This is a genomic window from Aeromicrobium chenweiae, assembly GCF_003065605.1.
GTDB lineage: Bacteria > Actinomycetota > Actinomycetes > Propionibacteriales > Nocardioidaceae > Aeromicrobium > Aeromicrobium chenweiae.
In genome coordinates, this window is record NZ_CP026952.1 from 1,271,869 (window position 1) to 1,294,251 (window position 22,383).

Genomic DNA, 22,383 nt, shown 5'->3' on the forward strand with positions numbered 1-22,383 from the left:
GTAATGTTTGACCTCGGTTCGGACAGCGTCCGGAACCGGTGGGATATGGTGTAATTGGCAACACAGCGGTTTCTGGTACCGCCATTCTAGGTTCGAGTCCTAGTATCCCAGCGACACCCTCCGAACAGCACGAAAGTGACCTTTGGTAGGGTTTCATCCGGTCGAGAGACCACCACCATGGCCCCGTTGTGTAGCGGCCTAGCACGTCGCCCTCTCAAGGCGGTAGCGCGGGTTCGAATCCCGTCGGGGCTACCATGGACAGACCCCCTGATCAGCGGAAACGCTGGCCAGGGGGTTTTCTGTGTCTCTGGGGACGTTTGCCAAACCGCCCATGCGCGTGACCCCGGTCCGCCATAGTGAGCGGGCACGAGCGTGCCATCTTCGGCAACATCAGCGCAACAGACGGTGTCGTTCTCGTGGCTAGGATCCGGCTGCTCGCTGCTCTGTGGAAGAGCTCGGCGCGGGCACGACACAGATGGAGGGCGCATGACGCTCCGGGCACCACACATCGGAAGACTCCTCGCGATGAGCCTCGTCTCGGGGACGCTGGTCGCCACGGCGGGGGCCGGCACGGCGTTCGCCGCCGAACCGGTCGCAGGAGGGCTGAGCGCAGGCGACAGCCTCTTTCCCCGGCAGGGCAACAGCGGGTACGACGCGCTGCACTATGACATCGACCTCACGGTCGACTTCGCCGTGTCCCCGACCAACAACGCGCTCGCGACGACGACGTTCCGCGCCGCCACGACGACCGTCACGGCCAGGACGACCGACGACCCGCTCTCGTCCTACGCGTTCGACTTCCAGGGCTCGGTGGGCGATCTCGACGCGAGCACGCTCAACGTCGACTCGGTGACGGTCGACGGCGCACCCGCGACCTTCACCCGCATCGAGAACACCACCGTCAACGACGCGACGACCGACGAGCACAAGCTCGTGGTGACCCCTGCCCGTCCGGTCAGCGGCGAGTTCACGACCGTCGTGAAGTACCACGGCACCCCGGTTCGGCACACCGACACCGACGGCTCCTACGAGGGCTGGAACAACACGACGGACGGTGCGACGTTCGTCAACCAGCCCGTGGGCTCGATGACGGCGTTCCCCAACAACAACACGCCGCGCGACAAGGCGACGTACACGATCACGGTCGACGCCCCGAGCAGGCTCGGGACGTCCGCCCAGGCCGCCACGGCCAACCCGGGCCTCCGGGACGCGGCCGTCGTGAGCAACGGCGAGCTGAAGTCCAGGACGCGCAGCGAGGACGGCACGCGCACGACGTGGTCGTGGGAGCAGACCAAGCAGATGGCCAGCGAGCTGTCGTTGATCTCGGTCGGCCGCTACGACATGTACGAGTCCGACATCGCGCTCGCGAGCGGGCGCACGATCAAGGAGTGGTCGTTCATCGACCCGGCCATCTCGGTGTCGAACCAGAACACCACCCAGGCGACCCGGGCCCAGCTCAAGCAGATCCTCGACCACCTGGAGAGCAGGTACGGTCCCTACCCGGGCAACAGCACCGGACTCGTGACCGATGTCGTGCCGAGTGCGATCAACTACGCCCTGGAGACCCAGGACCGCTCGTTCTTCCCCACCAGCGCCAGCCGGGGGACCACGATCCACGAGGTCATGCACCAGTGGTTCGGCGACAACGTCTCTCCCGTGGACTGGAACGACATCTGGCTCAACGAGGGGCCGGCGACCTATGCCGAGGTCCAGCTCCCGTACGAGGCCGCGGGCTCGTCGACCACCAGCACCGAGTCGTCGTACTTCACGTCGTGGAACGGCACCAACGCCTCCAGCTCGCTGTGGAAGGTCCCGGTCGCGAAGATGGCCAGGGCGGACCAGCTGTTCGGCAGCCCCACCTACACCCGCGGTGCGATGACCCTCGAGGCGCTGCGCACCGCGATCGGGGCCCGGGACTTCGCCCAGGTGATGGAGCAGTGGCAGTCCCGGTTCGGCGGCAGGAGCAAGACGACGGCCGACTTCATCGCGCTGGCCGAGGAGATCTCCGGTCGCGACCTGGCCGCGTTCTTCGACAGCTGGGTCTACACCACCGGCAAGCCGGCGTGGCCGTCGAAGTTCGACCTCAGCCTCACCGGTCCGGACGCCCCGGCCGGCGCCGACGACACGACCAGCTACACGCTCACCAGCCGCAACACCGGCCGGGTCCCGCAGACCGGGAGCGTCGTCACCGTCGACCTCGGCGACGTCCTCGACGACGCGACGCTGGGCGAGCTGCCTGCCGGCACGACCGTCGACGGCACCACGCTGACGTGGACCGTGCCGACGACGGCCGTCGGCGCCACGTCGACCGTGTCCATCCCGCTGACGATCGCGTCCGACGCCACCGGGGCCACCCTCAAGGCGTCCGCGCGGGCCAACACGCTGGGCGGCACCTGCGTGGACTGCGTCTCGACCCTGGTGGTCGGTGCACCGCCCGTCGCGCCCTCGGCGCTGCCGACCGTCACGGGCACGCCCGTCGTGGGCGAGCCGCTGACCGCGGAGACCGCAGGATGGGCCTCCGGGACGACCTTCACCTACCAGTGGCTGGTCGACGGTTCACCCGTCAGCGGGGCGACCAAGGCCGGCTTCACGCCTGACGTCACTTCAGCGGGCCTCGCGGTCAGCGTCCGGGTGACCGGTTCGAAGGGATCGGCCACGCCGGTCACGAGGACCAGCGAGCCCACGACTGCTGTCGCTCGCGCCACCCAGACGGGATCCGTCCCGACCATCACCGGCGCACCGAGGATCGGCGCGAAGCTGGTGGCCGAGGTCGGCAGCTGGGAGCCCGGCACGTTCTTCACGTACCAGTGGGCGACGGGCGGCACGAACGTGTCGGCGGCCAACGGCGGAACCGGTCCGACGTTCACGCCGTCCCTAGCGGCCCAGATCGGTCAGACGGTCACCGTGACGGTCACCGGCACGAAGGGCGGCTTCAGCTCCACGGCCAGGACCAGTGCCGCGACCGGTGCGATCGCGACCGGCGCGTTCGGCGACGTGCCCAGGCCCACGGTGAGCGGCACGCCGCGCGCCCTGGCCCCGGTCACCGCGGATCCGGGCGCGTGGGACACCGGCACGGCCTTCACCTACCAGTGGGCCGTCGGTGGCGAGGACGTCTCCGGTGCCACCACGGCGGGCTTCACCCCGTCGCTGGAGCAGGTCGGGTCCCCGCTCACCGTGACGGTCACCGGCACCAAGGCCGGCTACGCGGAGCCCGCGAGCCGGACCAGCGAGCCGGTGACCATCGCGCCGGCGGAGCAGACGGCGACGCCCAAGCCCACGATCGCGGGAATCGCGAAGGTCGGCGTCGAGCTGACCGGCGACACCGGCACGTGGGACGAGGGCGTGTCCCTGACGTACCAGTGGTTCGTCGGTGACGAGGCGGTCGAGGGTGCGACGGGGCTGACGTACACCCCGGCCGCGAGCGCCGCGGGCGAGCGGATCACCTTCGCGGTGACCGGCACGAAGTCGGGTTACGCGCCGGCGACGAGGACCAGCGAGCCCACCGACGAGGTCGTCGGCGGAGACCTGGCGTCGACCCCGGCGCCGACGATCTCGGGGACGGCCAAGATCGGTGCCCCGCTGACCGCCGAGGCAGGGGAGTGGGACGAGGGCGTCACGTTCTCGTACCAGTGGCTCGCCGACGACCGACCCATCGAGGGTGCGACCGGTCGGACGTACGTCCCGACGGTCGCCGATCTCGGTGCCGCGATCGCCGTCACCGTGACAGGCTCGAAGCCTGGCTACGAGGCGACGACCAGGACCAGCGAGGCGACGGGCGCCGTGGTCGAGGGCGACCTCGTCAAGGCCCCCAGGCCCACGGTCAGCGGCAGCGTCGCGGTGGGCAAGAAGGTCACGGCGCGAGCGGGCACCTGGGACGACGGCGTGAAGCTGTCCTACCAGTGGTTGCTGAACGGCACCGCGATCCGCGGGGCCACGTCCCCGACGTACACGATCAGGGTCGGCGACCGGGGGCGCACCCTCTCGGTCGTCGTGGTCGGGTCGAGGACGGGCTACACCGATGCGGCCCGCATCAGTTCCGGTCACCGGGTGGCGCTGGGCACGCAGGCCCACCGTCCGCGGCCCGCGATCAAGGGGACCCCGAAGGTTGGTCGCACCCTCACCGTGAAGAAGGCGACCTACGACGCCGGGGTGAAGCTGTCCTACAAGTGGTACGCGGACGGGCACCGCGTCGGAAGCAACAAGCCGACGCTCAAGCTCAAGAAGGCGTACCGCGGTGATCGCGTCACCGTGCGGGTCGTGGCCAAGAAGACCGGCTACGTCACCTGGGGCAGCACCAGCAAGAAGACCGGGAAGATCGCCAAGTAGCCCTGCCCGTATCGACACAGGACCCCGTCGCGCCCCAGGCGCGGCGGGGTCCTCTGTCGTGCAGGGTGTCGGGCACACGCCCGGGTGACCGGGGCGGCGGGGTGCGCCTCGACCGTGGTGCCGCCCTGGCGGATCTGCACGGCCCGCGATCAACACGTGGAGGGTCCTGGCCACCGGTCCGGCGCCGGGGGGACATGCACCCCCGGCCGTCCCACGGCGGGGGCACAGCACAACGGCCGGCTCCCCGAGGGGAACCGGCCGCTGTGCTGAAGGTGGAGGTCAGCTGATCTTGACCTTCACCGTCTTGGACTTGCTGGACGTGACCAGGCCGTTGCCCGAGAAGACGGCGCGCAGCTGGTGCGTGCCCTTCTTGAGCTTCAGCGTGACGGCCCGCGACTTGCCCGCGTCGACTCGGACGGTCCTGACCTTCTTGCCCTTGTCGGTGATGACGATCGAGCCTGCGGTCGAGACGCCGGGCACGGTCAGCTTGACCGTCACGCGTGCCTTCTTGGCGTTCTTCCACTTCTTGGCCTTCAGCGACAGCTTCGAGCTGGCCTTGGCCACGGTGATCGCGGCCGGGGCGCTGGTCGACGAGGCGAACGACGGCGACGCCGGCGTGAACGTGGCGACCACCGAGGTGGAGCCGGGTCGCAGACCCGACACCTTCAGGGTGACCTTGCCGCCACGGGTCGCGCCGGTCGCCAGCACCTTGGCGCCGGCTCGCAGCGTCACGGTGCCGTCGAGCGCCTTGTCAGCGGCATCCGCGGCGCGGACGGTCACGCTGGCCGCACCTGGGTAGGTGACCTTGCCGACCGACGTGATGGCCACGCTCGACCCACCGGGTGCGACGACCGCCTCACCTTCCGGGCCGGCCCAGAACAGACCGCGAGCGGCCTGCGTCATGCCGCCCTTGGTGTGGGTGCGGAAGAACACCGAGGTGCCGAAGACCATCGACTTCGCGCCGGTCGTGGCGTTCTCGGAGGACACGACCGAGGCCTGGCCCGCCGCCGTGCTCGGACCGTTCGTCGCGCCGGCACCGCTGGCCCGCCAGTGTCCCGCGAGGAGCGGCTTCTCCGCGTACGTCTGCTCGGTCTTGACGTTCTCCCCGAGCGAGGTGAACGAGTACGCCGGGTAGATGAACGCGCTGTCCTGCTTGTACGGGGCGAGCACCGAGTTGGCCGGCGTGTCGACGGCGACGATGCCGTTGCCCGATCCGTTGCCGCTGACCACGGTCCCGCTCAGGAGCCCGAACGACGACGCCGCGTTGAACGCTGCGTTCGTCCGGCCGAGCAGGGCGCCACCCTCGTCGAGGAAGGACTGCACGGCCTCACGGGCCGGCGCGAAGCTGACCGCGGGGGTCGAGCCGGACGCCGGACGGTCGGTCGTGCTGAACGCCGTGCCGACCCACAGCACGTCGACGTCGTCGATCAGCTGGGGATCGGCGTTCAGCGAGTTCGCCGTCACCGGCACGAGATCGTCGAAGCCGAGCTGCTGCAACGACAGCTTGTCGTCCTGCGTGCCGACGTACGCGATCGTGAGATCCTTCAGCGGCTTGGTCGCGGCGTCGTCGAGGGCATCGAGATCGGCCTTCGTGGCCGGCTCGACGTCGATGTCGAAGGTCGAGGCGACCTTCTTGGCCGTGTCGTACGACTCCGGACCGACGACGACGGAGCCGTCGGCGAGCATCGAGACCCGCTCGTCCTCCTCCAGGAGGCTGTTGAGGGCCTGGTAGTCCGCCACGCCTGCCACGTCGAACGTGAGGTAGCCGGCCTTGGCGGGGATCGACGCCTGGGGCGTCGCCGCCGTGATCGGGGTCGTGGCGCCGATGGGGGCCTGCGTCGTCAGACCGACCTTGTCCACCGTGGCTCCCCAGGTGTACGAGTAGCTCCACGCGGAGATGTCGTACATCGAGGGCACCTTGTCGGAGATGTCCTCGCCGAGGTCGAGCAGCGAGTTGGCCAGTCCGCGCAGCGGCTGGTGCATGTCGACGACGTAGGAGCCCTTGGGGTACGTCGTGCCGTCCACCGTCGCGGCGGCGTTGAGCGTGCCGACCTCGATGTCGTGGGCGAGCAGCTGGTCGACCAGGCGGGTCGCATCGCTCTTCGAGCGCTGGTTCGCGCCGACCGGGATGACGTAGGCACGCGGCAGCGTGATCGCGTCCTGGTCGTCGACGACGTCCCACAGCGGCTGCCACTGCGTGGGGCCGGGGACGCTCTTGACCTTGGCGACCGTGAGGTTGTCCTTGGGCTCACCCGCGACACCGCGACGGAACGTCTCGATCTGGTTCTTGATCATGTCCCGGGCGTTGCCCGCGGTGTTCATGTAGTCGACGATGCTGCTCATCGTCTTGTACGCGACCGCGGAGTTGATCGCGGCGTTGGCGGGGGACTGACGACCGCTCGGCGTGCCGTTGCGGCTCTTCGGCAGCTCGACCGTCGACGCGGCGGCGCCGTAGAACGAGTTGTACTGCGCCGTGAAGATCGGCGGGAAGTCGTCCCATCCGTCCGGGGTGTCCCGGTAGGGGATCTTGATGTGCGCGGTGTCGGCGGACGTGTTCTCGTTGACGACGCGACCGGTCGTGGTGTTGAGGTACGTGTTGCCCGGGATCGCCGCGTCCACGACGTCCTTCTCGACCTTCAGTGCGAGCGCGTAGTTGTGCGGCATCGTCAGGTCGTACTCGTAGTTCGAGCCGTGGGGCGGACCGGTGGGCTCCATCTGCAGCACGCTGGTGTACCCGTGGAAGTCCGCGGCGTAGATCGGCTGGATCGCCTGGGCCTGACGGATGAACGACTTCGTCTCGGGCGTCGAGTTCGTGATCATGTCGCGGTTGGGGTCGAGCCCGAGCGCGGTGGCGCGGGTCGAGTTCGTGCGACCGTCAGGGTTCAGCGACGGCGAGAAGTAGAGCCGGTTGTTCTTGAGGATGCTGCGGACCTCGCCGATGGGCGCCGTGGCGAGGTAGTCGATGTACTTCAGCGCCGCGTCGGTGCCCTCCCACTCGTTGCCGTGGATGTTGTTGCTGATCCAGACCGGCGTCTTGTAGTTGTTGATCAGCGCGGTGTCCTTCGCGGCAGCGGCCGGGTCGGACTTGATCTCGGCCTTCCAGGCGGCCTGCTGCGCGGTCTCGTCCTCGGTCTCCGGCGCGGTGACCGTGACCAGGTAGAGATCACGTCCCTCCGTCGACTGGCCCACGACCTGCGCCGAGACCCGGTCGCTGGTCTCCATCAGGTCGAGCAGCTTCGGCGCGATCTCGGGGTGACCGATCAGGTCGGCCGAGTGCGCCGCGTCGTCCGCGTTGGGCCGGAAGATCTTGAGATCCGGCTGGTACGGGTACGACGTGGGCATGTCGATCGGGTCGCCGGCGACCGCAGTCTCGGCGGCACGACGGACGACCTGGGCCTTGCTGAGCGGGTCGACGGTCGTGGCCGTCGACGGGCCGCGGCCGGGGGCGGGGCTGGATGCGCTGGGCGACGGTTCGACGGCGGACGCCGCGACACTGGTGCTGGACAGCACGCAGGTCGTGGCGAGCGCCAAACCGGTCACCCCGATGAGAGCGCGAGAGTTCCTCACGGATGGGCTCATTCCTGTGGGTGCGGACGGACGCCGTCCAGCCGGGACGGCACCCCATGGTGGAGACAGAGTGCCCGACTGCCCTCTCGTTTGGCTACGGTTTACGCAGCATTTACACACGGCCGCGTCACCGTCCATGTCCGATACCCGCCAGTGCTCGTCGGTGCCGGGCGTCATGATGGAGTCATGATCACGGACCACGAGCGTTGCTACCGGGCCGTCCAGGCCCGCGATGCGCGCTTCGACGGCGTCTTCTACACCGCCGTGCGCACGACCGGGATCTATTGCCGTCCGTCGTGCCCCGCCGTCACGCCGAAGGCCGAGAACGTCACCTTCCACGCCACGGCCGCGGCAGCGCAGGAGGCCGGCTACCGCGCGTGCCGCCGCTGTCGTCCCGACACGACGCCAGGCTCACCGCTGTGGAACGTCCGCGCCGACGCGGTCGGCCGCGCCATGCGCCTGATCGCCGACGGCGTCATCGAGCGCGAGGGCGTCGAGGGCCTCGCCGATCGTCTCGGCTACAGCCAGCGCCACGTCACCCGCATGCTGACCCAGGAGCTGGGCGCAGGTCCGCTGGCGCTGGCGCGGAGCAACCGGGCGCATGCGGCGCGGGTGCTGATCGAGACGACCGAGATGCCGATGGCCGACATCGCGTTCGCCGCAGGATTCGCGTCGATCCGCCAGTTCAACGACTCCGTGCGCCGCACGTACGCGCTGACCCCGACGCAGATGCGGGGGCGCCGCAGGAGCACGCCGACGGGGTGCATCACGGTGCGCCTGGCGGTCCGGCAGCCGTTCCATGCCGAGTCGCTGCTCGACTTCCTCGCCGCCCACGTCCTGCCGGGCGTGGAGACCGTCCAGGGACGCACGTACGCCCGGGTGGTCCGCCTGCCTCACGGCCTGGGCGTCATGGCGCTGACGGTCCACGACGACCGCGTCGACTGCGAGCTCGAGCTCGCCGACCTGCGCGACACCGCGGTCGCGATCGGTCGGGCCCGCCGGATGCTCGATCTCGACGCCGACCCGGTCGCGATCGACGAGGTGCTGGGCGCTGATCGCGTCCTGGCTCCGCTGGTCGCGGACGCGCCGGGCCTGAGGGTGCCGTCGCACGTCGACGGATTCGAGCTGGCGGTGCGGACGATCGTCGGCCAGCAGGTGTCCGTCGCCGGCGCCAACACGGTGCTCGGCCGGCAGGTGCCGACGCGCGGCGTCCCGGTCGACTTCGCGCTCGCCGCGAGATTCGGCCTCACGCACGCGTTCCCGCCGCCGGAGGCGTTCGCCGACGCCGATCCGACGAGCCTCGGCATGCCGCAGTCCCGTGCGCGGACGATCATCGGCCTGTCGCAGGCCGTGGCCGACGGCAAGCTCGACCTCGATCCCGGCGTCGACCGCGACGAGGTGCGCGAGCAGCTGCTCCAGATGCGGGGCATCGGGCCGTGGACGGCCGACTACATCGTCATGCGCGGGCTCGGGCACCCCGACGTCCTGCTGACCACCGACCTGGTGCTCAAGCGCGAGCTGGAGCGTCACGGTCTCACGACGGACGACACCGACCGATGGCGTCCCTGGCGCTCGTACGCCGGCATGCACCTGTGGCGTGCCACCTCCGCCCTCGAAAGGAGCGCACCATGACGACACGATGGATGGACTCGCCGATCGGCGGTCTCCGCCTCCACACCTCGGCCGGTCTCGTCACGGCGATCCGCTTCGACGCCCCGGAGCCGCGCGGACGCCGCGTCGGCGACCCGCTGCTGGACCGCGCCGAGCAGCAGCTCGCGGAGTACTTCGCGGGCGAGCGGACCGCGTTCGACCTGCCCCTGGCCAGCGACGGCACCGAGTTCCAGAAGAAGGTGTGGGCCGAGCTGCAGCGCATCCCGTACGGCGAGACGGCGAGCTACGGCGACATCGCCCGGCGCCTGGGCTACGAGCCCGTCATCTCCCGAGCTGTCGGTGCGGCCAACGGCGCCAACCCGATCCCGATCGTGGTGCCGTGCCACCGGGTCATCGGCTCCAACGGGACCCTCACGGGCTACGCGGGCGGCGTCGAGCGCAAGAGGACGCTGCTCGACCTCGAGCGTCCCGGCCTCTTCTGATCCGGACGTCATCCCGCGCGAGGTGTCCGCGCCACGTACGGGATGACGTCCGCGGGGGTGTGGACGAGCCGTTCGACGTCTCCTGCGCTGCGGGGCAGGGTCGGGGGCATGACCGACGAGATCCCTCCGCTCCTGCGGCCCGACCAGATGTCACCGATGCGCGCCGTCGCCGACCTCGACCGCTTCTGGCAGTCGCTGAAGGGCCGGTGGGGCTTCGCGCGACCACAGCTGTGGTGCCTCGTGCTCGGGCCGCAGGGGGAGTGGACCTCGATGTTCATGAAGATCGAGGACTGCCCCGACCGTCCGGACCCCGCGATGATCGGCCACCTGTTCGAGGTGCTGACCTGGGTGGTCGTCGACCACGTGACCGGCGGCTCCGTCGCGCTGATGTACGCCCGACCCGGCCCGGACGACCACCGCTCCGACGACCGTCGGTGGGCGCGCGCGCTCGACGCGGCCGGGCGTCGTGCGCGGGTGAACGTCTGGCCGGTGTTCCTCGCCAACGACGATCGCGTCCGCATCGCGGCCCCCGATGACGTCGCGGCCTAGCAACCGCTGGACGTCATCCTCCCCGTCGCGCAGGCGCCGCGTACGGGATGACGTCGTGCGACAGGCCGTGCGCACCGCGCGTCGACAGGACGGGGTCGTCTCGCGGGCCCAGCTGATCTCGCTCGGGGTCCCGCGGTGGCGGACGCGCGCCGAGGTGGCGGCCGGACGCTGGCGAGCCCACGGCCGGCAGACGATCGCGACGCACACGGGGCCGCTCGCCCAGCGATCGCTGCTGTGGTCCGCGACGTTCGAGGGCGGTTCGCGCAGCGTGCTGGACGGCGCCAGCGCCCTGGTCGCCCAGGGTCTCGACGGGCTCGCGATCGACAGGGTCCGGGTCTCGGTGCCGCGCGGGGCGAAGGTGCGCCGGTCGTCGTCGATAGACGTGCGGCAGACCCGCCGCCTGAGGCCTGACGACGTGCTCGACGCGCCTGGCCCGCGGCGCGTACGGCCCGAGGTCGCGGCGGTCAGGGGAGCGCTGTGGGCCAGGACGGATCGTGAAGCCGGGCTGATCATCGCGATGGTGGTGCAGCAGGGGCTCGCGACCGCGCAGAGCATCGGCCAGGAGCTGCTGCTGGTGAGACGCGACAAGCGGCGCCGGCTGGTCGAGCGGTTCGTGCTCGACGCGATGGGTGGATCGCAGTCGATGGGCGAGCTCGATCTCGTCCGCGAGTGCCGGAGACGCGGGATACCGGTCCCGGATCGTCAGGTCGTGCGCAGGACACCGTCCGGCACGTACTTCCTCGATGCCCGCTGGGCCCGGTTCAAGGTCGTCCTCGAGGTCGACGGGATCCAACATCTGGCCGCCCCGGCGATCGTGCGCGACGCGGTGCGGCACAACGAGATCGCCCTCGGTGGCGACGTCGTCCTCCGGCTCCCGGTGCTGGGCCTTCGGGTCGAGCCCGACGCCTTCTTCGCCCAGCTGCGCCGCGCGCTGGTCGCCGGCGGCTGGCCCGACCCGGACGTCATCCCGCGCGAGGCGTAGACGCCGCGTGCGGGATGACGTCACGGAGACGCTGCGCGGACGTCATCCGTTGCGAGCGGCAGACGCCACGCGCGGGATGACGTCCGCGGGGGTCAGCTGCTGCGGCGGAGGCTCTGGGAGAGGCGCTCGGCCGCCGCGACGACCGCCGGGGCGTGCATGCGTCCGGGCTGGCGGGTCAGGCGCTCGAGCGGTCCGGAGACCGACACCGCCGCCACGACCTTGCCGGAGGGGGAGCGCACGGGCGCGGAGACCGAGCCGACGCCGTTCTCGCGCTCGCCGACGCTCTGGGCCCAACCGCGACGGCGGACGGCCGACAGCTCGGCCGCGGAGAACGTCGCCTTGAGCAGGCCCTTGTTCATCCGCTCGGGGTCCTCCCACGACAGGAGCACCTGCGCGGCGGAGCCGGCGCTCATCGTCAGCTGGCCCCCCACGGGGATCGAGTCGCGCAGACCGGTCGGCCGGTCGGCGGCGGCCACGCACACCCGGAAGTCGCCCTGGCGGCGGAACAGCTGGGCCGACTCGCCAGTGATGTCGCGCAGACGCGCCAGGACGGGGCCGGCGGCGGCCAGCAGACGGTCCTCACCGGCGGCTGCGGCCAGCTCGCCGAGACGAGGTCCGAGGATGAAACGTCCTTGCATGTCCCGGGCGACGAGCCGATGATGTTCGAGGGCCACGGCGAGCCGGTGCGCGGTCGGACGCGCGAGCCCGGTGCTGGCGACGAGGCCGGCGAGAGTGGCCGGTCCGGGCTCCAGCGCGGCGAGCACCATCGCCGCTTTGTCGAGAACGCCGACTCCGCTAGTGTTGTCCATGTCTTGATACTGCCGTATCGCATTGTGAGACGCAAGCCGCGGGGATCGCGGCGACGACACCACAGGCCCGCATGTCGGGGGAGCCGAGGAGAGCGCCATGGGCAAGACACTTGCCGAGAAGATCTGGGAAGAGCACGTCGTCCGTCGTCACGAGGGCGAGCCCGACCTCCTGTACATCGACCTCCACCTCATCCACGAGGTCACGAGCCCCCAGGCGTTCGACGGCCTCCGTCTCTCCGGCCGCACGGTCCGTCGCCCCGACCTCACGCTCGCGACCGAGGACCACAACATCCCGACGACCGACCTGGACAAGCCGATCGCCGACCTGGTGTCGCGCACGCAGGTCGAGACGCTGCGCCGCAACTGCGAGGAGTTCGGCGTCCGCCTGCACCCGATGGGCGACATCGACCAGGGCATCGTCCACGTGGTCGGTCCGCAGCTCGGCCTGACCCAGCCCGGCATGACGATCGTGTGCGGCGACTCGCACACCTCGACGCACGGCGCGTTCGGCTCGATCGCGTTCGGCATCGGCACCTCCGAGGTCGAGCACGTCCTGGCCACACAGTCGCTGTCGCAGGCCAAGCCCAAGATGATGGCCGTCGAGGTCGTCGGGGAGCTGCCGGTCGGCTCGACCGCGAAGGACCTGATCCTCGCCCTGATCACGCAGGAGACCACCGGCGGCGGCCAGGGCTACATCGTGGAGTACCGCGGCGAGGCCATCCGCAAGCTGTCGATGGAAGCCCGCATGACGATCTGCAACATGTCGATCGAGTGGGGCGCCAAGGCCGGGCTCATCGCGCCCGACCAGACGACGTACGACTACCTCAAGGGTCGTCCGTCCGCGCCGACCGGAGCCGACTGGGACGCCGCCGTCGCGCACTGGGACAGCCTGCTCACCGACGACGACGCCGAGTTCGACAAGGTCATCACGATCGACGCCTCGACCATCACGCCGTTCGTCACCTGGGGCACCAACCCGGGCCAGGGCGTGGCGCTGTCGGGCAACGTCCCCGACCCCGCGGCGTTCGAGGACGAGAACGAGCGGGTCGCCGCCGAGAACGCCCTGCGCTACATGGGCCTCGAGGCCGGCACCCCGATGAAGGACATCAAGGTCGACACGGTCTTCATCGGCTCGTGCACCAACGGACGCATCGAGGACCTGCGCGTCGCGGCCGACCTGATCAAGGGGCACACGGTTGCCGACGACACCCGCATCCTGGTCGTGCCCGGGTCGGTGCGCGTCCGCCTGCAGGCCGAGCAGGAGGGCCTCGACGTCATCTTCAAGGACGCCGGCGCCGAGTGGCGCGGAGCGGGCTGCTCGATGTGCCTCGGCATGAACCCCGACCAGCTGGCCCCGGGTGAGCGCAGCGCCTCGACGTCCAACCGCAACTTCGAGGGACGCCAGGGCAAGGGTGGGCGCACCCACCTGGTGTCGCCCGACGTCGCCGTCGCGACCGGAGTGCTCGGCCACCTGGCCGGACCGGCCGACCTCGCCCAGCTCGAGAAGGCAGGAGCCTGACCATGGAGAAGTTCTCGACCCACACCGGTGTCGGCGCGCCGCTGCGCCGCAGCAACGTCGACACCGACCAGATCATCCCGGCCGTGTGGCTGAAGAAGGTCACCCGCGACGGCTTCGAGGAGGGACTGTTCTCGGCGTGGCGCAACGACCCCGAGTTCGTCCTGAACCAGCACGCGTACAAGGACGCGACCGTCCTGGTGGCCGGTCCGGACTTCGGCACGGGCTCGTCGCGCGAGCACGCGGTCTGGGCGCTGCAGAACTACGGCTTCAAGGTCGTCATCTCGCCGCGCTTCGCCGACATCTTCCGCGGCAACTCCGGCAAGGCGGGCCTGCTCGCCGCGCAGGTGGACGAGAAGGTCGTCCAGCGGCTGTGGGACCACCTCGACGAGAACCCGGGCGCCTCGATCACGGTCGACCTCGAGACCCGGACGGTCAGGGCCGGCGAGGGCGTCGACGCGATCGAGGACTCGTTCACGATCGACGACTACACGCGCTGGCGCCTGCTCGAGGGCCTCGACGACGTGGGCATCACGCTGAGCCACGAGGACGACATCGTCGCGTACGAGGCCTCGCGCCCGTCGTTCAAGCCCGTCACGCTCTGACCCCGGGCCGCTGAGGGGAGACTCCGGTACGCCGACGGGAGACTCCCGTACGCCGACGGGAGACTTCCGTACGCCGACGGCGCGCGGGAGTCTCCCCTCGGCGCGCGGGAGTCTCCCCTCGGCGTGCGGGAGTCTCCCCTCGGCGCGCGGGAGTCTCCCCTCAGCGGTCGCGCCAGATGCTGATCGAGGTGATCGTGCCGGTGTCGTCGTCGGTCTCGACGAAGACCCGCTGGCCGAGCCGCAGGTGCCGGATGTGGTCGGCGAGGGACTCGGCCGGGAAGGACATCGGCACGCCCTCGTCGGTCAGCAGCTGACCTGACCTGGTCGTCTGGTCGAAGGTCGCCACGGTGCCCTGCATGTCCCTCAGCCTAGTGCCGGGGTCGGGACTAGGCTCCCCTCATGGAGCGCCGTCACTTCCCGAGGACCTTGCGGGTCATCGTGTTCTTCCTTCGTCCCGTGCTCATGATCGTCACGAAGCGTGACTGGCAGGGCCAGGAGAAGCTGCCCAGCGGCGGTTTCGTCCTGGCGCCCAACCACCTCTCGCACCTCGACCCGTTCCTGATCTCGCACTTCATGGTCGACCAGGGCATCCCGCCGCGGTTCCTCGCGAAGGACACCCTGATGGCGTTGCCGGTCGGCGGCCGCATCCTGCGCAACGCCCAGCAGATCCCGGTCTTCCGCAGCACCGTCGGTGCGGCGGAGTCGCTCCGGGCGGCCGTCGCAGCGGTCGAGGGCGGCAGCGTCGTGACGATCTACCCCGAGGGGACCATCACCCGCGACCCCGCTGCCTGGCCGATGACCGGACGCACGGGAGCCGTGCGGGTGGCCCTGGCCACCGGTCGACCGGTCGTCCCGGTCATGCAGTGGGGGCCGCAGGAGATCCTCTGGCCGTACACCAAGCGTCCGCGCTTCCTCCCGCGCAAGACGATCCGGGTCCGCGTCGGCGACCCGCTCGACCTGTCGGAGTTCGAGGGCAAGCCGCTCACCGAGGAGCTGCTCAACACCGCCACCTCCCGGCTGATGGACGCGTTGACTGCGATGATGTCCGAGGTACGGGGCGAGCTGCCCTCGACGCCGCGGATCGATGTGCGCGGCCTGGCCAAGCCCAAGAGCACGTACAAGGGCTGAACGAGCACCGACGAGAGATGGGAACCGTGAATGGCGCAGATTGCCGTGATGGGCGCAGGATCCTGGGGAACCGCGTTCGCGCTGGTGCTGGCTGACGCCGGCAACACCGTACGCCTGTGGGGTCGTCGGCCCGAGCTCTGCGACACGATCAACGACAAGCACGAGAACTCCGAGTACCTCCCCGGTGTCGAGCTGCCCGACGCGATCTCGGCCACGCCGGACCCCGCCGACGCGCTCGCGGGCGCGGAGGTCGTCGTCCTGGCGGTGCCGTCCCAGCAGCTGCGCTCCAACCTCGAGTCGTGGGCCGGGCACGTCCCGGCCGAGGCGATCCTCGTCAGCCTGATGAAGGGTGTCGAGCTCGGCACGCACAAGCGCATGAGCGAGGTCATCGCCGAGGTGACCGGCGCGGGTCCCGAGCGGATCGCCGTGGTCTCCGGGCCCAACCTGGCCCGTGAGATCGCCAGCCGCGAGCCCGCGGCGAGCGTTGTCGCGTGCGAGGACCAGTCTGTCGCCGAGCACCTGCAGAAGCTCATGCACTCGGCGGCGTTCCGCCCCTACTCGATGACGGACGTCATCGGCTGTGAGCTGGCGGGCACCGCGAAGAACATCATCGGCCTGGCTGTCGGCGTGTGCGTCGGCCTGGGCTTCGGCGACAACACCAAGGCGTCGGTCATCACCCGCGGCCTGGCCGAGACCGCGCGCCTCGGCGTCGCGATCGGCGCGGACCCGGTCACGTTCATGGGGCTGGCCGGCATGGGCGACCTGGTCGCCACGTGCTCGTCACCGCTGTCGCGCAACCGCACGTTCGGCGAGAAGCTCGGCGAGGGCATGAGCGTCGAGGAGGTCACCTCGCAGACCCGGCAGGTGGCCGAGGGCGTGAAGTCGTGCCAGTCGGTCGCCGAGCTGGCGAAGATCAACGGCGTCGAGATGCCGATCGTCGAGCACGTCGCGGCCCTGGTGGCCGGCGAGCTCAGCCCCGACGAGCTCGTGCGGCGGCTCATCTCCCGGCAGGCCAAGCCCGAGACCGTCTGACGGCCGCCGGGCCCGGCTCAGGTGCAGGCGGCCAGGACGTTCTGGATGTCGATCCAGAGGTCCTCGACGTCCTCGATGCCGACCGAGAGCCGGATCAGGTCCTCGGGCACCGACTCCGGCTCACCGGGGTGACGCCGACGGCGCTCCCACGTCGACTCGACGCCGCCGAGGCTCGTGGCGTACGTGATGATGTCGCTCTGCTCGGTCATCTTCTGCGCGACCGCCGGGCCACCGGCGACCTCGAACGAGACCATCGTGCCGAAGCCGGGGTAGCGGCTGCGGGTGACGTGCCGGGACGCCGACAGCCGGGCGTGCAGCTCGCGGGCGTTGGCCTCTGCGCGATCCAGCCGCACGTGCAGCGTGCGGACGCCGCGGGCCGCCAGCCAGGTCTCCATGGCCCCGGGGATCGCGCCGAGCACCGTGCGGCGCTTCTCGATCGCGGCGAACGCCCGGTCGTCGTTGGTCACCAGCGCGCCGAGGATGACGTCGCTGTGCCCTGACAGGAGCTTCGAGGCCGAGTGCACGACGAAGTCGGCGCCGAGGTCGAGGGGACGCTGGCGCAGGGGAGTGGCGAACGTGTTGTCGACCGCCACCGCGGCGCCCACCCGGGTGGACGCGCGGGCGATCGCCTCGATGTCGGCGACCTGGAGCGACGGGTTGGTCGGCGACTCGATCCAGACCAGTGCAGCGCCGGCCACCGCGGAGACGACCTGGTCGGTGTCGTCGATGTCGACGAGCCTCAGGTCGATCTGGCCGCGCCGGTCGCGCTCGACGAGTTGTGCGATCGTGCCGTAGTACGCGTGGCGCGGTGCGACCACGGCGGCCTTCGCGGGCACCAGGTCGAACAGCGCGCCGGACGCCGCGACGCCGGACGAGAAGGCCAGCGCGCGTCCGCCCTCGAGGGCGCCCAGCACCGTCTCGAAGGAGTCCCAGGTGGGGTTGCCCTGCCGTCCGTACTCGGATCCGCCGCCGGGGACGAGGGCGCTGGCCATCGTGATCGGAGCGTTGAGCGGTCCCCCCGGGACCCGGTCCGGACGCCCGGCACCGACTGCAATGGTCGAGGGCGAGAGATCGTGTCCATGCATCACGCCATTGTGCACCGAGCGATAAGGTGCTTGGCAATGAGCCTCGTCAACGACCCTTCCCCGGACAAGCCCCGACTCGCCGTGATCTTCGGCGGGCGTTCCAGTGAGCACGGCGTGTCGTGCCTCACGGCGCGCGAGATCCTCGCGGTGATCGACCGTGACCGGTACGAGGTGCTGCCGGTCGGCATCACGCGCGACGGCGCCTGGGTCGAGGAGACGGCGCAGTGGGACGAGCTCGAGCCCGGCACCCTGCCGTCGGTGCGTGAGGACCGCCCGGCGTTCGCCTGGGAACGTCTGCGCGACGTCGACGTGGTGTTCCCCGTGCTGCACGGCCCGTGGGGCGAGGACGGCACGATCCAGGGCCTGCTCGAGATGGCCGACGTCCGCTACGTCGGTGCCGGGGTCCTGGCGAGCGCGGTCAGCATGGACAAGCCGTTCACCAAGACGGTCTTCTCGGCTGCCGGGCTCCCGCAGCTGCCCTACGTGACGATCCGACCGTGGGAGTGGAAGCAGGAGCGGTCGAAGGTCGAGGACCGCATCCGCGCGCTCGGCCTGCCGGTCTTCGTCAAGCCCGCCCGTGCCGGCTCCAGCTCGGGCGTGATGATGGTCGAGTCGTGGGGTGCGCTCGAGACGGCCGTGCTGGCTGCCCGCGAGTTCGACCCCAAGGTCATCGTGGAGTCCGCGGCGCGCGGCAAGCGTGAGCTCGAGTGCGCCGTGATCCAGCGCGCCACCGGCAAGCCGACCGCGAGCCTCGTCGGCGAGATCACGGTCGCCGAGGAGTCCGAGCACGAGTTCTACGACTTCGAGGCGAAGTACCTCGACGGCACGAGCAAGAACGTCGTCCCGGCCGACATCTCGGTCACCCTCAGCGAGCGCATCCGGACGTACGCCGTGCAGGCCTTCGAGGCCGTCGGCTGCGAGGGCCTCGCGCGCGTCGACTTCTTCCTCACCGACGACGGCCTCGTCATCAACGAGATCAACACCATGCCCGGGTTCACGCCCTACTCGATGTTCCCGCGGCTCTGGGAGGCGACCGGCGTGTCGTACACCGACCTGGTCGACCGGCTCATCCAGCTCGCGCTGCAGCGCGACACCGGCCTGCGCTGACCGGTCCGGCCGGCCACGGCGTCAGACGCAGGGCTTGACCAACGGGTCGTGCTTGGCGATGGCCGGCGCGAGGTCGGCGAGCGCGTCCGCGGCGGGATCGTAGTCGTTCGGCACCTCGACGCTGACGAAGAACGTCCGGCCGATCGTGGTGAACAGGTACCCGTCGGACGTCGTCTCGACGAACCAGCCGATGTCCCTGACCGGGTAGCACTCGGACGACGTGGTCAGCGCGGCCGGCTTCTCGACGCCGCAGCGCAGGATGATCGGCGGGGCGCCCCACGCCACCGCGTTGTCGCCGTCGACGCGGATCGTGTCCTCACCGGAGACCTTCTGCGGCGCGTCGGCGAACAACGCCTCGCAGTCGACCGTGGTGCCGGGCTCGGTCGGGTAGGAGTCGACCCGCAGGCCCGGACTGCACGCGCCGGCGGCCAGCAGGACGCCCAGCAGGACGGCGCCGCGCAGGAACGAGCGCACGGCTCAGATGCGCACGATCGGGCAGGTGAGGGTGCGGGTGATGCCCGGGACGGTCTGGATCCGGGACACGACCAGCGTGCCGAGCTCGTCCATCGACGGGCCCTCCACGCGGGCGATCACGTCGTACGGGCCGGTGACGTCCTCCGCGAGCGTCACACCGGCGATCTCCCCGATCGCCCTGGCGACGTCGGCGGCCTTGCCGACCTCGGTCTGGACGAGGATGTAAGCCTGAACGGCCATCGGATGCTCCTTCGGTGTGACTTGGACTGTGCCACGCTACCGGATGTCGCGCGAGGATCGACTTTCGGCTGCGAGAAGATGGACCCATGAACTCGAGCGCGACGGACAACCCCACCATCGGCGACCTCGGGGAGTTCGGGCTCATCGACCGGGTCCGCGCGCAGGTCGGTCAGAACCGGCACATCCTGCTCGGCCCGGGGGACGACGCGGCGCACGTGTCGACCAACGACGGCACCTTCGTCGTCTCCTCCGACCTGCTGCTGGAGGGACGTCACTTCCGCCGCGACTGGTCCTCCCCGCACGACATCGGCCGCAAGGCCGCCGCCTGCAACCTGTCGGACATCAGCGCGATGGGCGGCGTCGCCACCGCCCTGACGGTGGGCTTCGGCGCGCCCGCGGACCTGCCGGTCGCCTGGGCCCTCGAGATGGTCCGCGGCTTCGAGGACGAGTGCGCCCACGTCGGTGCCCACATCGTCGGCGGGGACGTGACGGAGTCGGACAAGATCATCATCGCGGTCACCGCGATGGGTGACGCGGCTCGCCCCGTCCGCCGCTCGGGAGCGCTGCCGGGTGACTACGTCGCGTACTCGGGCGAGCTGGGGTTGGCGGGCGCGGGGTTCGCGACCCTCAGCCGCGGGTTCCGCTCGCCGAAGGCGGCCGTCGAGGCGCACCGCGTGCCACGCCCGCCGTACGCCGCGGGCCCGCAGGCGGCAGGCGTCGGTGCCACCTCCATGACCGACGTCAGCGACGGTCTGCTCGCCGACCTGGGGCACATCGCGGACGCGAGCGGGGTCGCGATCGACCTCGACAGTCACACGTTCGTCGTCCCTGAGCCGGTCGCGACGGTCGGGGAGGCCCTCGGCCGCAACGCGATGGACTTCGTGCTGACGGGCGGCGACGACTACGCGCTGGTCGCCACGTTCAGCTCAGAGACGACCGTGCCCGCGGGCTGGACCCGGATCGGCCAGGTCGCCGACGGCAGCGGCGTCACGGTCGACGGTGCCGCGTACGAGGGCGCGTCAGGGCACCAGCACTTCCGTTGAGCCACGCGGGTCCTGGATCCGCGCGAACGGCTGGGCGGACTCCAGCTCGTACGCGATCTCGAGCAGGGTCTGCTCGTCGCCGTGGTCGGCGGAGAAGTGGACGCCGATCGGCATCTGCGCCGATGAGCGTCCCAACGGCAGCGAGACGGCCGGGCCGCCCGAGGCATTGTTGAGCGGCGTGAACGCGGCGTACCGCACGAGCCGTTCGAACATCAGGCTGAACGGCTCGACCGCGGGCGAGAGGTAGCCGAGCTCGGGCGTGGTGTAGCCGAGCGTGGGGGAGACGATGAGGTCGACGTCCTCGAACGCCGCCCGATAGGCGGCGGTCGAGCGCTTCAGGCCGGCGATCGCCATCGGGGTGCGCCAGGCGCGGCGGACGAACTGCCGGGCCAGCCCGCGGGTCAGGGGATCGGTGAGCGTCTTGTCGAAGTCGGGGCTCATGACCTTGCGGCCGAAGTGCTGGGTCGCGAACGCCAGCAGTCCCCAGTAGTGCTTGAAGTCCTCCATGAAGCGGCGATCGACGGGCAGCTCGACCTCCATGACGTCGTGCCCGAGCGAGCCGAGCAGGTCGGCGGCGGACAGGACGGCCTGGCGGGTGTCCTCGTCGGTCGCGATGCCGGTGACCGAGTCCAGGATGAGGCCGATGCGCAGGCGGCGGTCGGCCGGTCCCTCGACGAGCCCGAGCGGCCGCATGCCGGGCGCCGGTCGGTACGCCTGCGTGGCGGCCATGAAGTGTGCGGTGTCGCGGACGGTCCGGGTCAGGACGCCGTTCGAGACGATGTCGACCGGCAGGGTCGCGGACTCAGCGGCCGGGACGACCCGGTCGCGCGTCGGCTTGAGGCCGACCAGGCCGCAGGCCGCGGCGGGGATACGGATGGACCCGCCGCCGTCGTTGGCGTGCGCGATCGGGACGGCCCCGGACGCCACGAGGGCGGCGGCACCGCCCGAGGAGGCGCCGGCCGAGTAGCCGGTGTGCCACGGGTTGCGTGTCGGCGGCAGCGTCGCGTACTCCGTCGTCGCGTTGAAGCCGAACTCGGGCATCGTCGACTTGCCGAGCACCGTCAGTCCCGCGGACAGCAGCTGGTCGGTGAACGGGGCGTTGGCCGTGGCCGGCCGCGCCTTCACCGCCAGCGATCCCTGGTCCGACGGCAGCCCCGCGACGTCGGTGTTGTCCTTGACGAAGGTCGGGACGCCGGCCAGCAGCCCGGTGGGGGTGCGCTCGACCGCGGCCAGGGCGCGCTCGTAGTCGGGGCGTTGGACCGCGTTGAGCGACGGGTTCACCAGCTCGACGCGGGCGATGGCCGCCTCGGCAGCCTCGCGCGCGCTGATGCGGCCGTCAGCAACAGCAGCGGCGACCCCGACAGAGTCGAGGTCGCCGAGTGCGTCGTCGCCGAAGGCGTGGACACGGGTGGTCATCTCGTGGGTCACGAGATGACTCTAGGGTCACTTCAGGGAAGTTGACCAGAGCCCGGGTCCGGGCAGGGCAGCGTTAGCGGCTGACCTTGCCGGCCTTGAGGCACGAGGTGCAGACGTTCACGCGCTGCGGGGTGCCGTTGATGACGGCGCGCACGCGCTGGATGTTGGGATCGAAACGACGCTTCGTGCGTCGGTGCGAGTGGGAGACGTTGTGGCCGAAACCAGGTCCCTTGGCACACACATCACAGACCGCAGCCATGGCGAACTCCTGAAATTGAGACTTACCGAGAATGGGGAGGCTCCTGACCGAATCGCCAGAAGTCAACCGCTCAAGAATAGCCGACGACCCGATGCCGACGCCAATCAGCACCGTCGGTCCCTCCTGGGTGGGGCGTCGGACGATAGCCTCCC

At 70.5% G+C, this 22,383-nt stretch carries 19 protein-coding genes and 2 tRNA genes; 13 read left to right on the forward strand and 8 right to left on the reverse strand.

What is annotated here, in order from left to right; translation table 11 throughout:
* Window positions 1-39 precede the first annotated feature (39 nt).
* The 3 genes from C3E78_RS06115 to C3E78_RS06125 all read left to right on the forward strand — a co-directional run bounded on the left by C3E78_RS06115 (window position 40) and on the right by C3E78_RS06125 (window position 4,326).
* Window positions 40-111 (forward strand) — tRNA-Gln (locus C3E78_RS06115).
* A 68-nt stretch (window positions 112-179) separates the two neighbouring features.
* Window positions 180-255, forward strand: a tRNA-Glu gene (locus C3E78_RS06120).
* Window positions 256-525: 270 nt separating this feature from the next.
* Entirely contained in the window at window positions 526-4,326 is a 3,801-nt protein-coding gene (locus C3E78_RS06125; protein WP_159085827.1) for a M1 family aminopeptidase, read from the forward strand.
* A 279-nt stretch (window positions 4,327-4,605) separates the two neighbouring features.
* Here the strand turns inward: C3E78_RS06125 and C3E78_RS06130 are convergent, their stop codons facing one another.
* Window positions 4,606-7,893 (reverse strand): M14 family metallopeptidase, encoded by a 3,288-nt coding sequence (locus tag C3E78_RS06130; protein ID WP_108577464.1) that lies wholly within the window; start codon window positions 7,891-7,893, stop codon window positions 4,606-4,608.
* 186 nt (window positions 7,894-8,079) lie between these two features.
* Here C3E78_RS06130 and C3E78_RS06135 point away from each other — a divergent pair, with 186 nt between their 5' ends.
* The 4 genes from C3E78_RS06135 to C3E78_RS06150 all read left to right on the forward strand — a co-directional run bounded on the left by C3E78_RS06135 (window position 8,080) and on the right by C3E78_RS06150 (window position 11,517).
* Window positions 8,080-9,525, forward strand: coding sequence for a DNA-3-methyladenine glycosylase 2 family protein (locus C3E78_RS06135; RefSeq protein ID WP_108577465.1), 1,446 nt, complete (start codon window positions 8,080-8,082; stop codon window positions 9,523-9,525).
* Window positions 9,522-9,986 (forward strand): methylated-DNA--[protein]-cysteine S-methyltransferase, encoded by a 465-nt coding sequence (locus tag C3E78_RS06140; RefSeq protein WP_108577466.1) that lies wholly within the window; start codon window positions 9,522-9,524, stop codon window positions 9,984-9,986. Before C3E78_RS06135 ends, C3E78_RS06140 begins: the two co-directional genes overlap by 4 nt.
* A 108-nt stretch (window positions 9,987-10,094) precedes the next feature.
* Window positions 10,095-10,535 (forward strand): hypothetical protein, encoded by a 441-nt coding sequence (locus C3E78_RS06145; RefSeq protein WP_108577467.1) that lies wholly within the window; start codon window positions 10,095-10,097, stop codon window positions 10,533-10,535.
* A 55-nt stretch (window positions 10,536-10,590) separates the two neighbouring features.
* Window positions 10,591-11,517 carry a DUF559 domain-containing protein gene (locus C3E78_RS06150; protein WP_159085828.1) on the forward strand — a complete coding sequence of 309 codons (927 nt, stop codon included), beginning with the start codon at window positions 10,591-10,593 and terminating at the stop codon, window positions 11,515-11,517.
* A gap of 92 nt (window positions 11,518-11,609) precedes the next feature.
* Here the strand turns inward: C3E78_RS06150 and C3E78_RS06155 are convergent, their stop codons facing one another.
* Window positions 11,610-12,326 carry an IclR family transcriptional regulator gene (locus C3E78_RS06155; RefSeq protein ID WP_108577469.1) on the reverse strand — a complete coding sequence of 239 codons (717 nt, stop codon included), beginning with the start codon at window positions 12,324-12,326 and terminating at the stop codon, window positions 11,610-11,612.
* A 97-nt stretch (window positions 12,327-12,423) separates the two neighbouring features.
* Between C3E78_RS06155 and leuC the strand changes: the two genes are divergently transcribed.
* Both leuC and leuD read left to right on the forward strand, forming a co-directional pair.
* Window positions 12,424-13,845 carry a 3-isopropylmalate dehydratase large subunit gene (gene leuC, locus C3E78_RS06160; protein WP_108577470.1) on the forward strand — a complete coding sequence of 474 codons (1,422 nt, stop codon included), beginning with the start codon at window positions 12,424-12,426 and terminating at the stop codon, window positions 13,843-13,845.
* Between the two features lie 2 nt (window positions 13,846-13,847).
* Window positions 13,848-14,447: a 3-isopropylmalate dehydratase small subunit gene (gene leuD / locus C3E78_RS06165; RefSeq protein WP_108577471.1), complete on the forward strand. Its 600-nt coding sequence runs from the start codon at window positions 13,848-13,850 to the stop codon at window positions 14,445-14,447.
* Window positions 14,448-14,607: 160 nt separating this feature from the next.
* Here the strand turns inward: leuD and C3E78_RS06170 are convergent, their stop codons facing one another.
* The gene (locus C3E78_RS06170) at window positions 14,608-14,805 is read right to left on the reverse strand and encodes a hypothetical protein (RefSeq protein WP_199906946.1); all 198 of its coding nucleotides are present in this window, start codon (window positions 14,803-14,805) and stop codon (window positions 14,608-14,610) included.
* A gap of 41 nt (window positions 14,806-14,846) precedes the next feature.
* Between C3E78_RS06170 and C3E78_RS06175 the strand changes: the two genes are divergently transcribed.
* Both C3E78_RS06175 and C3E78_RS06180 read left to right on the forward strand, forming a co-directional pair.
* Entirely contained in the window at window positions 14,847-15,575 is a 729-nt protein-coding gene (locus C3E78_RS06175; protein ID WP_108577473.1) for a lysophospholipid acyltransferase family protein, read from the forward strand.
* A 30-nt stretch (window positions 15,576-15,605) separates the two neighbouring features.
* Entirely contained in the window at window positions 15,606-16,607 is a 1,002-nt protein-coding gene (locus C3E78_RS06180; protein WP_108577474.1) for an NAD(P)H-dependent glycerol-3-phosphate dehydrogenase, read from the forward strand.
* A 17-nt stretch (window positions 16,608-16,624) separates the two neighbouring features.
* On the opposite strand, the gene C3E78_RS06185 is transcribed toward C3E78_RS06180, so the two are convergent.
* Window positions 16,625-17,692, reverse strand: a complete 1,068-nt coding sequence (locus C3E78_RS06185) for a trans-sulfuration enzyme family protein (protein ID WP_108580778.1) — start codon at window positions 17,690-17,692, stop codon at window positions 16,625-16,627.
* Window positions 17,693-17,728: 36 nt separating this feature from the next.
* Between C3E78_RS06185 and C3E78_RS06190 the strand changes: the two genes are divergently transcribed.
* Window positions 17,729-18,799 (forward strand): D-alanine--D-alanine ligase family protein, encoded by a 1,071-nt coding sequence (locus C3E78_RS06190; RefSeq protein ID WP_108577475.1) that lies wholly within the window; start codon window positions 17,729-17,731, stop codon window positions 18,797-18,799.
* Between the two features lie 21 nt (window positions 18,800-18,820).
* On the opposite strand, the gene C3E78_RS06195 is transcribed toward C3E78_RS06190, so the two are convergent.
* Both C3E78_RS06195 and C3E78_RS06200 read right to left on the reverse strand, forming a co-directional pair.
* Window positions 18,821-19,273: a DUF3515 family protein gene (locus tag C3E78_RS06195; RefSeq protein ID WP_108577476.1), complete on the reverse strand. Its 453-nt coding sequence runs from the start codon at window positions 19,271-19,273 to the stop codon at window positions 18,821-18,823.
* Window positions 19,274-19,276: 3 nt separating this feature from the next.
* A complete protein-coding gene (locus C3E78_RS06200; RefSeq protein ID WP_108577477.1) occupies window positions 19,277-19,513 on the reverse strand; it encodes an Lrp/AsnC family transcriptional regulator in 237 nt (78 codons plus the stop codon).
* Window positions 19,514-19,599: 86 nt separating this feature from the next.
* Between C3E78_RS06200 and C3E78_RS06205 the strand changes: the two genes are divergently transcribed.
* The gene (locus C3E78_RS06205) at window positions 19,600-20,556 is read left to right on the forward strand and encodes a thiamine-phosphate kinase (RefSeq protein ID WP_108577478.1); all 957 of its coding nucleotides are present in this window, start codon (window positions 19,600-19,602) and stop codon (window positions 20,554-20,556) included.
* Here the strand turns inward: C3E78_RS06205 and C3E78_RS06210 are convergent.
* Together C3E78_RS06210 and rpmB are read right to left on the reverse strand one after the other, a co-directional pair.
* The gene (locus C3E78_RS06210) at window positions 20,533-21,984 is read right to left on the reverse strand and encodes an amidase (RefSeq protein WP_235833700.1); all 1,452 of its coding nucleotides are present in this window, start codon (window positions 21,982-21,984) and stop codon (window positions 20,533-20,535) included. The genes C3E78_RS06205 and C3E78_RS06210 overlap by 24 nt on opposite strands.
* A 61-nt stretch (window positions 21,985-22,045) precedes the next feature.
* Entirely contained in the window at window positions 22,046-22,231 is a 186-nt protein-coding gene (rpmB, locus tag C3E78_RS06215) for a 50S ribosomal protein L28 (RefSeq protein ID WP_108577479.1), read from the reverse strand.
* Window positions 22,232-22,383: the final 152 nt, after the last annotated feature.

Coding starts and splice junctions, on each gene's coding strand:
- C3E78_RS06135 (WP_108577465.1), top strand. CDS start 8,080: ATGATCACGGACCACGAGCGTTGCTACCGGGCCGTCCAGGCCCGCGAT.
- C3E78_RS06185 (WP_108580778.1), bottom strand. CDS start 17,692: ATGCATGGACACGATCTCTCGCCCTCGACCATTGCAGTCGGTGCCGGG.
- C3E78_RS06190 (WP_108577475.1), top strand. CDS start 17,729: ATGAGCCTCGTCAACGACCCTTCCCCGGACAAGCCCCGACTCGCCGTG.
- C3E78_RS06200 (WP_108577477.1), bottom strand. CDS start 19,513: ATGGCCGTTCAGGCTTACATCCTCGTCCAGACCGAGGTCGGCAAGGCC.
- C3E78_RS06145 (WP_108577467.1), top strand. CDS start 10,095: ATGACCGACGAGATCCCTCCGCTCCTGCGGCCCGACCAGATGTCACCG.
- C3E78_RS06125 (WP_159085827.1), top strand. CDS start 526: ATGAGCCTCGTCTCGGGGACGCTGGTCGCCACGGCGGGGGCCGGCACG.
- leuD (WP_108577471.1), top strand. CDS start 13,848: ATGGAGAAGTTCTCGACCCACACCGGTGTCGGCGCGCCGCTGCGCCGC.
- leuC (WP_108577470.1), top strand. CDS start 12,424: ATGGGCAAGACACTTGCCGAGAAGATCTGGGAAGAGCACGTCGTCCGT.
- C3E78_RS06155 (WP_108577469.1), bottom strand. CDS start 12,326: ATGGACAACACTAGCGGAGTCGGCGTTCTCGACAAAGCGGCGATGGTG.
- C3E78_RS06205 (WP_108577478.1), top strand. CDS start 19,600: ATGAACTCGAGCGCGACGGACAACCCCACCATCGGCGACCTCGGGGAG.
- C3E78_RS06140 (WP_108577466.1), top strand. CDS start 9,522: ATGACGACACGATGGATGGACTCGCCGATCGGCGGTCTCCGCCTCCAC.
- rpmB (WP_108577479.1), bottom strand. CDS start 22,231: ATGGCTGCGGTCTGTGATGTGTGTGCCAAGGGACCTGGTTTCGGCCAC.
- C3E78_RS06175 (WP_108577473.1), top strand. CDS start 14,847: ATGGAGCGCCGTCACTTCCCGAGGACCTTGCGGGTCATCGTGTTCTTC.
- C3E78_RS06170 (WP_199906946.1), bottom strand. CDS start 14,805: ATGCAGGGCACCGTGGCGACCTTCGACCAGACGACCAGGTCAGGTCAG.
- C3E78_RS06180 (WP_108577474.1), top strand. CDS start 15,606: ATGGCGCAGATTGCCGTGATGGGCGCAGGATCCTGGGGAACCGCGTTC.